Source organism: Aestuariivita boseongensis, assembly GCF_001262635.1.
GTDB classification, from domain to species: Bacteria; Pseudomonadota; Alphaproteobacteria; order Rhodobacterales; family Rhodobacteraceae; genus Aestuariivita; species Aestuariivita boseongensis.
The window spans coordinates 1-12,954 of the sequence record NZ_JXYH01000020.1 but is presented as its reverse complement, the minus strand read 5'-3'; the positions used below and the strand labels follow the sequence as shown (position 1 = coordinate 12,954).

15 protein-coding genes and 1 pseudogene are annotated in these 12,954 nt (G+C 60.9%); 13 read left to right on the top strand and 3 right to left on the bottom strand.

Translation table 11 applies throughout. The features are described from left to right. Positions 1-4: 4 nt before the first annotated feature. From TR61_RS09755 to TR61_RS09745, 3 genes are all read right to left on the bottom strand, one after another. Complete coding sequence (locus TR61_RS09755; RefSeq protein ID WP_050929800.1) at positions 5-1,549, bottom strand: trimethylamine methyltransferase family protein; 1,545 nt, start codon at positions 1,547-1,549, stop codon at positions 5-7. Positions 1,550-1,665: 116 nt separating this feature from the next. Next, positions 1,666-2,031, bottom strand: coding sequence for a Lin0512 family protein (locus TR61_RS09750; RefSeq protein ID WP_050929799.1), 366 nt, complete (start codon positions 2,029-2,031; stop codon positions 1,666-1,668). Next, complete coding sequence (locus tag TR61_RS09745) at positions 2,024-2,374, bottom strand: Lin0512 family protein (RefSeq protein ID WP_050929798.1); 351 nt, start codon at positions 2,372-2,374, stop codon at positions 2,024-2,026. Before TR61_RS09745 ends, TR61_RS09750 begins: the two co-directional genes overlap by 8 nt. Positions 2,375-2,630: 256 nt before the next feature. Between TR61_RS09745 and guaA the strand changes: the two genes are divergently transcribed. From guaA to TR61_RS20565, 13 genes and pseudogenes are all read left to right on the top strand, one after another. Next, the gene (guaA, locus tag TR61_RS09740) at positions 2,631-4,199 is read left to right on the top strand and encodes a glutamine-hydrolyzing GMP synthase (protein ID WP_050929797.1); all 1,569 of its coding nucleotides are present in this window, start codon (positions 2,631-2,633) and stop codon (positions 4,197-4,199) included. A gap of 196 nt (positions 4,200-4,395) precedes the next feature. Next, positions 4,396-4,671, top strand: coding sequence for a hypothetical protein (locus tag TR61_RS09735; RefSeq protein WP_050929796.1), 276 nt, complete (start codon positions 4,396-4,398; stop codon positions 4,669-4,671). 9 nt (positions 4,672-4,680) lie between these two features. Next, positions 4,681-5,259, top strand: a complete 579-nt coding sequence (locus tag TR61_RS09730) for an FkbM family methyltransferase (protein WP_082181910.1) — start codon at positions 4,681-4,683, stop codon at positions 5,257-5,259. A 15-nt stretch (positions 5,260-5,274) separates the two neighbouring features. Further along, positions 5,275-6,123 (top strand): DUF268 domain-containing protein, encoded by an 849-nt coding sequence (locus TR61_RS09725; RefSeq protein ID WP_050929794.1) that lies wholly within the window; start codon positions 5,275-5,277, stop codon positions 6,121-6,123. 29 nt (positions 6,124-6,152) lie between these two features. Then, positions 6,153-6,899 carry an FkbM family methyltransferase gene (locus TR61_RS09720; RefSeq protein WP_050929793.1) on the top strand — a complete coding sequence of 249 codons (747 nt, stop codon included), beginning with the start codon at positions 6,153-6,155 and terminating at the stop codon, positions 6,897-6,899. 113 nt (positions 6,900-7,012) lie between these two features. Further along, positions 7,013-7,282 carry a putative quinol monooxygenase gene (locus TR61_RS09715; protein ID WP_050929792.1) on the top strand — a complete coding sequence of 90 codons (270 nt, stop codon included), beginning with the start codon at positions 7,013-7,015 and terminating at the stop codon, positions 7,280-7,282. A gap of 2 nt (positions 7,283-7,284) precedes the next feature. After that, complete coding sequence (locus TR61_RS09710; protein WP_245626862.1) at positions 7,285-8,166, top strand: DMT family transporter; 882 nt, start codon at positions 7,285-7,287, stop codon at positions 8,164-8,166. A 26-nt stretch (positions 8,167-8,192) separates the two neighbouring features. Beyond that, entirely contained in the window at positions 8,193-9,116 is a 924-nt protein-coding gene (locus tag TR61_RS09705; protein ID WP_050929791.1) for a DMT family transporter, read from the top strand. Positions 9,117-9,149: 33 nt separating this feature from the next. Then, entirely contained in the window at positions 9,150-10,010 is an 861-nt protein-coding gene (locus TR61_RS09700) for a hypothetical protein (protein ID WP_050929790.1), read from the top strand. 39 nt (positions 10,011-10,049) lie between these two features. Further along, positions 10,050-10,976 carry a homoserine O-acetyltransferase MetA gene (metA, locus tag TR61_RS09695; protein WP_050929789.1) on the top strand — a complete coding sequence of 309 codons (927 nt, stop codon included), beginning with the start codon at positions 10,050-10,052 and terminating at the stop codon, positions 10,974-10,976. Beyond that, a complete protein-coding gene (locus TR61_RS09690; protein ID WP_245626861.1) occupies positions 10,966-11,931 on the top strand; it encodes an alpha/beta fold hydrolase in 966 nt (321 codons plus the stop codon). The genes metA and TR61_RS09690 overlap by 11 nt, the downstream gene beginning before the upstream one ends. A 49-nt stretch (positions 11,932-11,980) precedes the next feature. Then, the gene (gene ppk2 / locus TR61_RS09685) at positions 11,981-12,850 is read left to right on the top strand and encodes a polyphosphate kinase 2 (RefSeq protein WP_050929788.1); all 870 of its coding nucleotides are present in this window, start codon (positions 11,981-11,983) and stop codon (positions 12,848-12,850) included. Continuing rightward, positions 12,774-12,954: pseudogene (locus TR61_RS20565) on the top strand (hypothetical protein); the annotation flags it as partial. The gene ppk2 and the pseudogene TR61_RS20565, both read left to right, overlap by 77 nt.

Below are 12,954 nucleotides of genomic sequence, written 5' to 3'. Positions count from 1 at the left end.
TCGCTCACATGAAGGCGTCGGGCATCGAGGCTTTCTTGTCGGCGATATAGGCCTGAAGCGCCTCGTCAATTGCGGGGTCCAGCGCGGGTTTCTGGTAATCGGCCAGCATCTTTTCGACGCGCAGCGCCGCCAGCGCCTGGGTGTCGCGCGCGCCTTCTTCTTCCCAGGTCTCAAACGGCTTGTAATCCAGCAGATTGGATTTCCAGAAAGCCTGTTTGAAATTGGCCTGGGTATGGGCGCAGCCCAGGTAATGGCCGCCCGGCCCCACCTCGGCGATCGCGTCCATGGCCTGGGCGTTGGTGTCCACCTCGATCCCGCGGGCCAGGTGGTGCAGCGTGCCCAGCTGATCGGCATCCATCACGAATTTCTCGAACGACGACACAAGGCCGCCTTCCAGCCACCCGCAGGCATGCAGCATGAAGTTCACGCCGGACAGCAGGCCCATGTTCAGGCTGTTCGCGGTCTCATAGGCCGCTTGCGCGTCGGGCAGCTTAGATCCGGTGAAGGACCCGGCCGAGCGGAACGGCAGATTCATCCGCCGCGCCAATTGGCCTGCACCATAGGTGATGTGGCTGGCCTCGGGCGTGCCGAAGGTCGGCGCGCCGGAGTTCATGTCGATCGAGGTCACAAAGGCGCCGAAAATCACAGGCGCGCCGGGGCGGATCAGCTGGCTGTAGGCGATGCCCGCCAGCACTTCGGCCAGCACTTGCGTCAGCGTACCCGCAACCGACACCGGCGCCATGGCGCCGCCCACGATAAAGGGCGACACGATGCAGGCCTGGTTGTTCTTGGCATAGACCTCCAACGCGCCCATCATCACATCGTCAAAGGTCATGGGCGAGTTGATGTTGATGAGCGAGGTCATCACCGTGTTGTCCTGCACGAAGTCTTTGCCGAACAGGATCTCGCACATCTCAACGCTGTCTTGCGCGCGGCTGGGCTCGGTCACCGATCCCATGAAGGGTTTGTCCGACAGCGACATATGGGCGTAAAGCATGTCCAGATGGCGCTTGTTCACGGGGATGTCGGTGGGCTCACACACGGTGCCGCCGGAATGGTGCAGCCATTTCGACATATAGCCCAGTTTCACGAATTTCTCGAAATCGGCCATCGTGGCATAGCGGCGGCCACCCGCGGCATCGCGCACGAAGGGCGGGCCATAGACCGGGGCAAGAACCAGGCTTTTGCCGCCAACCTCGACGGTGCGTTCGGGGTTGCGGGCGTGTTGGGTATAGGACGACGGCGCGGTTTCGCACAATTTGCGGGCCAGGCCGCGCGGAATGCGTACGCGTTCGCCGTCGATATCGGCACCGGCCTCGCGCCAGCGGTCGAGCGCGGCGGGGTTGGCCACGAAATTCACGCCGATCTCTTCCAGCACCGTTTCGGCGTTGGTTTCGATGATCTCAAGCGCTTCTTCGTTGAGGATCTCGAAATTCGGGATGTTGCGTTCGATATATTTCGCGGTCTCGAAATGCACGGCGGTGCGTTCGGCGCGGCGTGCGGCCCCACCGCCCCCGCGGGCTCTGCGACGTGTTGGTGCCTCAGTCATATCCGAATGCTCCCCTTTCCGAGACGAGTCGTGTTGCGATCAGATAGCCCGACGCGCCGCACAACCGGTCGCAGTTTGCGCCATCTACGGGAAAAAAGCGACAAGTGCCGCGAATGTCAGGGGCTGCGCAGCCGCCAGCCGGTTTGCCGGGGCAAAAACGCCTCGACCGCGGCGGAGGCGATGACGATCACGCCCCCGGTGTCGGGATTGGCCACATTCAGACCGCCCTTGACCGCCCGCACCTGGGCCCGGCCGCGCGGGAGCGCTTTGACCAGCGCGCCGCAATCCACCGCATCGGGGTCTTGCACGCCGACGGTCACCTGCACGCGCATCTGGTCATGCGACAGGCCTGTGGCTTCGAAAATCGGCAGGCTGGAATGGCGAATGGCGTCTTCGATCGCGCGGGCGGCGGCCTTGGTATAATCCTGCCCGTACATGTCGTTGCCCATGCCCATTTCGATGATCATGCGTTGCTCAGCCATCGGCGCGCTCCATGTCAAAGCTGACCGACAGGGCGACGGTGGCCATGATGGTCGGGTTGCCGGTGCCTTCGGGGCGCGGGATGTCGAGCCCGCCATGGGTCACCACGATGTCGGGCTGGCCATAGGGGAATTCGGCGGCGATTTTTCCCGTGTCCACCTGATCGGGGTGCTGCACGCCGACATCCACGCGGATCTGCATTGCCTCTTTCGGGAAGCCGAAAAGCTCGGCCAGGTTGATCGAGTTGTGCCACAGCGCATCGCGCACGGCGCGGCAGGCCGCTTCGGTGTAATCCCCCCGGCGCAAGGATGTGCCCTGGCCGAATTCGGTGAGCAAGCGTGTCATGACCCCTCCTGATATCTGCGGCTTCGTCTATCAATGCGCGCCGGGGATCGCCAGACCGCGGGGTGGCGATCTGACGGTGCATGGCCGCGCTTTATGGCAACCAAGTCATCTTTCGCCTGATCGAAGCGCTTGTGACAGCCAAATCGCCAGCCCGTCCGGGCGGTCTGGCGATCTCCGGCGCGCTTCGCGCTTGATTCGGGAGATATGCGCACGACAGACACTTGCGCAAACCCCCGCCCCGGCCTAGTCAGTCGCCATGACCCAGACCCATGACCGCCTTCTTATCATCGACTTCGGCAGCCAGGTGACGCAGCTGATCGCGCGCCGCCTGCGAGAGCTGAATGTCTATTGCGAAATCCACCCCTATCAGAACGTCTCGGACGCGTTCCTGAAAGACTTCGCCCCCAAGGCGATCATCTTTTCCGGCGGCCCCGACAGCGTGATGCGCGAGGGATCGCCCCGCCCCCCCAAAGCGGCTTACGCGATGGGCGTGCCGATCCTGGGGATCTGCTATGGCCAGCAGGTGATGATGCATGATCTGGGCGGCAAGGTTGAGGCGGGCGAGCATGCCACAGCCGAATTCGGCCGCGCCTATGTCACGCCAACCGACAAGCGGGATGATCTGCTCACGGGCTGGTTCATGGACGGCACGGGCCGCGAACAGGTCTGGATGAGCCATGGCGACCATGTCTCTGAAATCGCTCCGGGTTTTGAGGTTCTGGGCACCTCGCCCGGCGCGCCTTTTGCGATCACCGCAGACCGGACGCGCCATTTCTATGCGGTGCAGTTTCACCCCGAAGTGCACCACACGCCCAATGGCAAAACGCTGTATGAGAACTTCGTCAAACTGGCGGGCTTTACCGGCGACTGGACCATGGGCGCCTATCGCGAGGAAGCGATCCGCCTGATCCGCGAACAGGTGGGCGACAAGCGCGTCATCTGCGGGTTGTCTGGCGGCGTCGATTCATCGGTCGCGGCCGTGCTGATCCACGAGGCGATTGGCGATCAGCTGACCTGCGTCTTCGTCGATCACGGGCTGCTGCGCCAGAACGAGGCCGACGAGGTCGTGTCGATGTTCCGCGACCACTATAACATCCCGCTGATCCATGCCGACGAATCCGAGCTGTTCCTGGGCGAACTGGAAGGCCAGTCCGACCCCGAAACCAAGCGCAAGATCATCGGCAAACTGTTCATTGACGTGTTCCAGAAACATGCCGACACGATTGATGGTGCGGAATTCCTGGCGCAAGGCACGCTTTATCCCGACGTGATCGAAAGCGTCAGCTTTTCCGGCGGGCCGTCTGTCACGATCAAATCGCACCACAATGTGGGCGGGCTGCCAGAAAAGATGGGCCTGAAACTGGTCGAACCTCTGCGCGAGCTTTTCAAGGACGAGGTGCGCGCCCTGGGCCGCGAACTGGGCCTGCCCGACAGCTTCATCGGCCGCCACCCCTTCCCCGGACCGGGCCTCGCCATCCGTTGCCCCGGCGAGATCACGCGCGAAAAGCTTGATATCCTGCGCAAAGCCGACGCCGTCTATATCGACCAGATCCGCAAACACGGTCTTTATGATGAGATCTGGCAGGCTTTCGTCGCGATCCTGCCCGTGCGCACCGTCGGTGTGATGGGCGACGGGCGCACCTATGATTATGCCTGTGCGCTGCGGGCGGTGACGTCGGTCGACGGGATGACGGCGGATTATTACCCCTTCACCCACGACTTCCTGGGCGAAACCGCCACGCGCATCATCAATGAGGTGAAGGGCATCAACCGGGTGACCTATGATATCACCTCGAAACCGCCGGGGACCATTGAGTGGGAGTGACGGCCTGAACGCCGTGCTCGCTTGTGCCGCTTTTCCCCCTGCCAGTTTTCTGCGGGGCGTCGGTTTGACACCATTGGCGTTGAAGCGGAAGTTGAAGCGCTTTTATATGTGACGTGGTACGGCAGACGGGCAAGCGATAACCCGGCAAGTCTCCGGGCATTCCCGAGGCGACGTCATTCGCAGGCAGGACAAAGACATGGATATCGAACGCAGACTAAAGCCATTCGTGAAGAAAGCTTTCCCGATTTTGTCTGCGTTTCACAAATACCGCCGGGAATACAAACTGCTGCATCGTGATGTCGAATATCGCGAAGCGCTGGGTTTCTACTTCAATGGCTCTCCTGCGATGGAGCAAGGCGTCTTCGAACCCGACGAAACCCAAGTCTTTCACAAAATCATCGAGAAATTCGACCTTCTCGTGAATATCGGGGCAAACGCGGGCTATTACGTGTGCAAGGCCCTGGATGCGTGAAAAGAGGTAATCGCCTTTGAACCCAACCAGTTGAACGTCAATGTCCTTCTGAAAAATATCGAGGCCAATCGCTTCGAACCGGACTTTCAGCTTTTCCCAATAGCACTGAGCGATCATCTCGGCGCATTGCCGCTTTTTGGCGCCAATACAGGTGCCTCTCTGGTCGAAGGCTGGGCCGGGCAAACCAACAGCACGCTTGTGCCTATATCGACATTTGACAAGACGGCTGGTGCGCTTGTTCAAGGAAAGTCTTGCTTGGTGCTGATCGATGTCGAAGGGGCCGAGTTGGGGTGCCTGAAGGGCGCATCTTCTCTTCTTTCTGCAAATACCAAGAACGTGTTGCTGATCGAAATCAGCGTGAACGAGCATCAACCGTCGGGAATACAGATAAACCCGAACCTGGTAGAGACGTTCGAGCTGATGTTTTCAAACGATTTCAAAGCCTTTACCGTCGACGCTGAATTCAGGCAGGTTGAATTGGCAGAGGTGGTACAGATTGCGGAAACCGGCATGGACAGCATTGGCACGCATAACTTTTTGTTCGTGAAATCCGACATGTCTTTGGATGAGTTGGGTCTGCCAGCCTGAGGAGGCGCAACGGAAATGACCACATACACGCCAAGCACCCTGCAATCGCTTTTGCTTGGAACTGCCCGGCTGTTCTTTGGCCGCAAACGCGCGAAAAAGCTGGAACATGCGATGCTGTATAACAAACAGCGCGCGGAATGGCTGGCCAAGGGCGGGAAGATCACCCGGACGCGCCGGATCCTCAAGGATTATGCCGACACAGCCGGTGCGGCTACGGGGCATTATTTCCATCAGGATCTGCTTGTGGCCAAACTGATCCATGACGCCAAACCCAAACGCCATATCGATATCGGGTCACGGGTGGACGGGTTCGTGGCCCATGTCGCCAGTTTCCGGCCAATCGAGGTTCTGGACGTGCGCCCCCTCACTCGGTCGGTGCATGAGAATATCACCTTCACTCAGGCCGATCTGATGTTTCCGCAGGACATCGGACAAACGGATTCCCTGTCCTGCCTGCATGCGATCGAACATTTCGGTCTGGGGCGATACACCGATCCGATTGACGTGGAGGGTCATACCAAAGGCATTGCAAACCTGGTGGATCTGGTGGCACCCGGCGGCCGTCTCTACATCAGTTTCCCCATTGGTCTGGCCGACGAGGTGCACTTCAACGCGCACCGCGTTTTTCATCCTGAAAGCATTTTCGCCCATCCCAGCATTGCGGCCCATATGACGCTGACGCGCTTTGATTACGTGGATGACGCCGGCGATCTTCATCTGGATCGCTCCGTATCGGATGCCGTCGGAAAAGCGCGCTATGGCTGCGGGATCTATACCTTTTACGAAGGCACAGTAACCTGCGGGCCACAGGCCGGAATGAAATACACCTTTAGGTTGTATTTATCAAATCTCACGTTACTCTGACGGTCATCCACCCGACCGCCGGAGGGGCGATGGACACGGCTTTCATCAAATTCAAACGCAGCCTGCGCTGCCTGCGTCATGTGGGCCTGCGCCAATATTTGCGGTACCTTTGTACCAGACGCGGCAAAACGCTGCCCCTTTGGATTGGCGAGACCGAGGTCTGTGTGCGGCGCGGCACGCCGGATCTGACCGTGGCGATCACCAGCCTTAATGGCGAGTTTGATCTGCTGAAAACCGCACTGCCCAGTGACTTCGACGGGGTCATCGTGGACGCGGGCGGCTATATCGGCACGGCCGCCATCGCGCTGTCGCGCATGTTTCCCAAGGCGCAGGTGATCACCATCGAACCCGCACGCCAGAACCTGCTGGTCCTGCGTCAGAACGTGGCCCGTTTTCCCATGATCCGGCATGTGCACGGGGCGCTGGTGGGTCAGCCCGGACCGGATGTGAAGATCACCGATCGCGGGACGGGCGCATGGGGCTTCACGGCCGTCGCACAGGAGGACGAAGGGGTGCTGGTTAACACCGCGCCGGCGCTTCAGCTGAGCGAGCTGGGTGTCGATCTGTCCGAGATCGGGCTGCTGAAACTGGATATCGAAGGCAGCGAATACGATCTGCTGACCCATGCCGCGCCCAGCCTGCAGCAGATCCATGCCATCTTCATCGAATTGCATGACCGCATTGTGTCGGGCTGCAGCGAGGCGTTTTACGCCTTCTCCGCCGACCGTCAGGTGATCCGTGACCGGGGCGAAAAATTCCTGTCGCTGCGCGTCTGACCGCGTGGTCGTGATTGCATCCGTCTGCACTGCGCTCTAGGACGGAGGGGCTGGTTCTGCCACGCGCGAAAGCGCGCCCTGAACCGGCCCCAGACCACGTTCAAGAGCGCGATATGACAGTTTCTCTTTCCGGCACACTGACTTGCGGTGAAGATGACGCAAAGATCGTGCGCGACGCCCTGCCCGAACATATCCGGCTGAGCCGCGCCGAACCGGGATGTCTGCGCTTTGACGTGGTGGAAACCGCGCCCGGCGTCTTTTCGGTATCCGAAGAATTCACCGACCGCGCGGCGTTCGAGGCGCATCAGACCCGCACCCGCGCCAGCGCCTGGTGGGCGGCCACCGGCCATATCCCGCGCGATTTCGAAGTGACCGACGCGTGAGCATCGCAGAACCCAAACCCCAGGTGCTGAAAGCGGCGCTGTGGATGACGGGCGCGATTGCGTCCTTTTCGTCGATGGCCGTTGCAGGGCGCGAGGTCAGCGGCGTGCATGACACGTTTGAAATGATGCTTTACCGGTCGCTGATCGGGGTGGTGATCGTTTGCGTCGTGATCACGCTGACCCGCCGCTGGGCCGAGGTCACGACCCGGTCCATGGGCACGCAGATCCTGCGCAACGCGGCGCATTTCACCGGGCAGAACCTGTGGTTCTATGCGGTGGCGCTGATCCCGCTGGCGCAGGTTTTCGCGCTGGAATTCACGACGCCGCTTTGGGTCATCGTTCTGGCGCCCTTTGTTCTGGGCGAACGGCTGACCCCGCTGAAGGGGCTGGCCGCGGTGATCGGGTTCATCGGCATCCTGCTGGTGGCGCGCCCCTCGCCCGAGACGATCAATATCGGCGTGATCACGGCGGCCAGTTCCGCGATTTTCTTTGCCTGCACGCTGATGCTGACGCGCAAGCTGACGCGCACGGAAACCATCGCCTGCATCCTGTTCTGGCTGACGGTTCTGCAGGCGATCATGGGACTTGTCGCCGTGGGCATTGACGGCAAGGTCACCCTGCCCAACGCGCAGACCCTGCCCTGGCTGGCGGTGATCGGTTTCGCCGGGCTGCTGGCGCATTTCTGCATCACCAATGCGCTGGCCATTGCGCCCGCCACTATCGTTGTGCCGTTCGATTTTGCCCGCCTTCCGGTGATTTTCGTCGTGGGCGCGGTGCTTTACGGGGAAGAGCTGGATATCTGGGTGGCCAGCGGCGCGCTGGTGATCTTTTCCGCGATCTATCTCAATGTCTGGTCCCAGACCCGCAAGATCCGGGTCGCCTGACCGGACCCTGTGCCGTCAGATAGGCCATGACCCAGCAAAAAGACATCTCCACCCGCGCCTGGATCGAAATGATCCTTCTGGGCTGCATCTGGGGCGCTTCGTTCTTTTCCATCCGCATCGCGCTGAACGAGGTACCCGTCGTCACATCGGTCCTGCATCGGACCTTCTGGGCGATGCTGGTGCTGTGGGCTGTGGTGATCGTGATGCGCCTGCCCCTCCCGCGCGATCCCCGGATCTGGCTGGGATTTCTGGTGATGGGGCTTCTCAACAACGTCATCCCCTTTGGCCTGATGGCCTGGGCGCAGCTGCATGTGGAAACGGGGCTGACCTCGATCCTGAACGCGGCGACGGCGATATTCGGGGTGATCGTGGCGGCCCTTGTCTTTGCCGATGAACGCATGACGGCGCGCAAGGCCATAGGCGTGGGCCTGGGGTTCTTCGGTGTGGCCACGACCATCGGGTTGGAGAGTTTCCGCGCGTTCGATCTGCGATCCATCGCGCAACTGGGGATCATCGCAGGCACGGTCTCTTACGCGGTGGCATCGGCCTGGGCGCGGCTGAAACTGGGCGGGCTTGCGCCGCAGGTGGCGGCGGCGGGCATGCTGACGGGATCGTCGCTGATCATGCTGCCTGCGGCGCTAATCATCGACGGGCCGGTGCGTTTCGATCTGATGCCGGGCACCTGGGCCGCCATCGGGTACTATTCGATCATCGCGACGGCGGGGGCCTATCTGCTGTATTACCGCGTGCTGGCCATGGCGGGCAGCGGCAACCTGATGCTGGTCACATTGCTGATCCCGCCCATCGCGATCCTGCTGGGCGCGGCCTTCCTGGACGAGGCGCTGCACCCGTCGGCCTTCCTGGGGCTGGCGCTTCTGGCGCTGGGGCTGGTGATCCTGGATGGCCGCGTAATGCGCCACCTGATTGACCGGCGCAGAAAGGCCCATTAGACCAACGCTTCAAGGCAACGGGACAGGGCCGCCATGCTGTACAAATCCGCTGAGGACTGGCGCGCTGCGCCGCATAAAAGGGTGCTGATCTACGGCATGTCCGGCTTGGGCAAGACCTATCTGTCGAACATGCTGCGCGATGCGGGAACGTGGTTTCATTACTCGATCGATTACCGCATTGGCACACGGTACATGGGCGAATACATCACCGACAACGCCAAGGCCGAAGCCATGAAGGTGCCCTTCCTGCGCGATCTGCTGCTGTCGGATTCGATCTATATCGGCTCGAATATCAGCTTCAACAATCTGGCGCCTGTATCGACCTATCTGGGCAAACCGGGCGATCCGGCCAAAGGCGGTCTGCCCATCGCCGAGTACCGCCGCAGGCAGGAGCAGTTCAAACGCGCGGAGATCCAGGCGCTTCTGGACACCGAGCATTTCATCCACCGGGCCGAGGTGATCTATGGATACCCGAATTTCATCTGCGACACGGGCGGGTCGATCTGCGAATGGGCCGATGGGGATGATCCGAACGATCCGATCCTGAAGGAACTGTCGCAACATACCCTCCTGATCTGGCTGAAGGGGAACGAGGCCCATACCCAGGAACTGATCCGCCGCTTTGACAAGGCGCCCAAGCCCATGGCCTATCAGCCGGAGTTCCTGCTGGCGGCCTGGGACGAATATCTGAGCGAAAACAACTGCTCAGAGGGTGGTGTTGATCCTGACGCCTTCATCCGCTGGACCTATGCCCGCGCGCTGGCCCATCGCCAACCGCGATATGAGGCAATGGCGAAATGGGGGGTGACGGTCGAGGCCACCACACTGGAGGGCTGCACAAGTGAGGCCGCTTTCGTGGACGTGATCGCCGATGCCCTTGAGAAACAGAGTTAAAGACCGTATCTGACCCGTTCCCTCACGCGGACTTGCGACATGCCCATCAAACTGCCTTCAGACCTGCCTGCCTTCGACGTTCTCACCCGTGAGGGCGTGCAGGTCATGTCCGAAGATCTGGCCGCCCATCAGGATATCCGGCCCTTGCGGATCGGGCTTCTGAATCTGATGCCCAAGAAGATTCAGACGGAAAACCAGTTCGCCCGTTTGATCGGCGCAGGCCCCTTGCAGATCGAATTCTCGCTGATCCGCATGTCGGAACATCAGACGAAAAACACCGCCGCCGAACATATGGCCGAATTCTATCGCCCCTTTCAGGAGGTCCGGTCCGAGAAATTCGACGGCCTGATCATCACCGGCGCGCCCATTGAACATCTGGATTTCGAAGACGTCACCTATTGGGATGAGCTGACCCAGGTGATGGACTGGACCCAGACCAACGTGCATTCCACCTTCGGCGTGTGCTGGGGCGGCATGGCGATGCTGCATTACTTCCACGGCGTGCCCAAGCACCTTCTGGATCACAAGCTGTTCGGCTGCTACCGGCACACGAACCTTGCCCCGGCCTCGCCTTATCTGCGGGGATTTTCGGATGATTGCGTCGTGCCCGTAAGCCGCTGGACCGAAGTGCGCGAAGACGAGGTGAAGGCCGCAGGTCTGCCGATCCTTCTTGGCTCGGACGTCACCGGCCCCTGCCTGATCCAGGATCCGGACCACCGCGCGATCTATATCCTGAACCATTTCGAATATGACAGCGGCACCCTGCGCGAGGAATATGAACGCGACCGCGCGCAAAACCAGATCGACGGGGCCGAGATCCAGATGCCGGTGAATTACTTCCCCGACGACGATCCGGCAAAAACCCCGCTCAACCGCTGGAGAAGTCACGCGCATCTTCTATATGGCAATTGGTTGAACGAAGTTTATCAATCCACGCCATATGATCTGAGTAAGATTGGGACGTAAAATTTCACTCTATGTCGTCATCGGACTGGCCGTCTTTGCGACCATCGTCAGCTTTCGCGCCGCACGTCACGAGGCGCGGGCCGAAGCCGAGTATCCCCCCATCGGCCAATTCGTCGATATGGGCGGCGTGCGCGTCCATGCGGTGGTGATGGGGCCGGATGACGGATCGGTGCCCGATGTGGTGCTGATCCACGGGGCGAGTGGGAACCTGCGCGATATGACCTTTTCGCTGGCGCCCCGCCTGGCCGAACGGTATCGCGTGATCGCCTTTGACCGGCCCGGGCTGGGCTATACCGACCGGATCAACACCACAGGCGCCACCATCGTGCAGCAGGCCGATCTTCTGGCCCGCGCGGCTGCAGAACTGGGCGCGGACAAACCCATCGTCATGGGCACCAGCTATGGCGGCGCGGTGGCTTTGGCCTGGGCGGTGCACAATCCCGGCAATATCTCGGCCCTTGTGCCGGTGGCCGCGCCGTCCCTGCCCTGGGACACGCCGCTTGATCCTTTCTATCGCGTGACCTCCAGCCGCTTGGGCGCGGCTTTCGTGGTGCCGATGATAACCGCCTTTGTGCCCGATAGCCGGATTCGGCAAACCATCCGGTCGATCTTTGACCCGCAGGCGGTGCCCGACGGCTATGCCGATTACGTGGGCGCAGGCCTGACGCTGCGCCGTGACACGCTGCGCGCCAATGCCGATCAGCGCGCGGGCATCCTTGACGAAATCAAGGCGCTTGAGCCGCATTACGACACGCTGACCCTGCCCATTGAACTGGTCCATGGCACAGCCGACACCACGGTGGGCAATTCGATCCACTCTGCCCGGCTGGTCGACCGGATCGAGAGCGCGAACCTGACCACGCTGGAGGGGATCGGGCATATGCCGCACCATGTCTCGGAAGATGCGGTGATTGACGCCATCGACCGCGCCGCGTCACGTGCGGGTTTGCGTTAATCCGATTAACATTCCATATTGACGAAAACACCAGTCAGGGACCGGGCAGATGGAACTCCCTTTTGACGGCGCGATCAGCGCATTTTTCAAGGACGGCGCACCGGATGAGGTGCGCAAGGCGATCAAACGCGCCGAAAAGGGCGATATCATCGACCCCAGCTATCCCCATTCCGAACGTCTGGCGCGCAAGGTCTATGAGGCCGATCTGGCCGCCTTGCAGATCGAACTGGTCAAGATGCAGGCTTGGGTCAAGGAAACCGGCCAGCGGGTTGTGCTGGTGTTCGAAGGACGAGATGCAGCCGGAAAAGGCGGCACGATCAAGCGCTTCCGGGAAAACCTTAATCCTCGTGGGGCGCGGGTTGTGGCGCTGTCGAAGCCGTCGGATGCCGAGAAATCCCAATGGTATTTCCAGCGCTATATCGACCATTTACCATCCGCCGGGGAAATCGTGTTCTTTGACCGCAGCTGGTACAACCGCGGCGTGGTCGAAAAGGTCTTTGGCTTTTGTACAGACGCGCAGCGCGAACATTTCTTCATGCAAGTAAACCCGTTCGAGGAAATGCTGGCCGATGAAGGCATCCACCTTGTGAAATTCTGGCTGAACGTAGGCCGCGCCGAACAGCTGCGCCGCTTTCTGGCGCGCGAGGGCGATCCGCTGAAGCAATGGAAACTCAGCTGGATCGACGTGGAGGGGCTGAAGAAATGGGACGATTATTCCGCCGCCATCTCTGAGACGCTTGAACGGACCCATACCACCGACGCCCCCTGGACCATTGTGCGGTCCGACGACAAGCGCCGCGCGCGCCTGAATGCGATCCGGCATGTGCTGCACCGGCTGGAATATGACCGTAAGGACGCCAAGGCCATCGGCGCGCTGGATACCACGGTTTGCGGAGGCCCCGACATCTGGCATGGCTAAACGCGGCTATCACCACGGCAATCTGCGCCAGGCCCTGATCGATGCGGCGCTGAAGCTGATTACCGAGAAAGGGCCCACGGGCTTTACCCTGTCGGAGGCGGCGA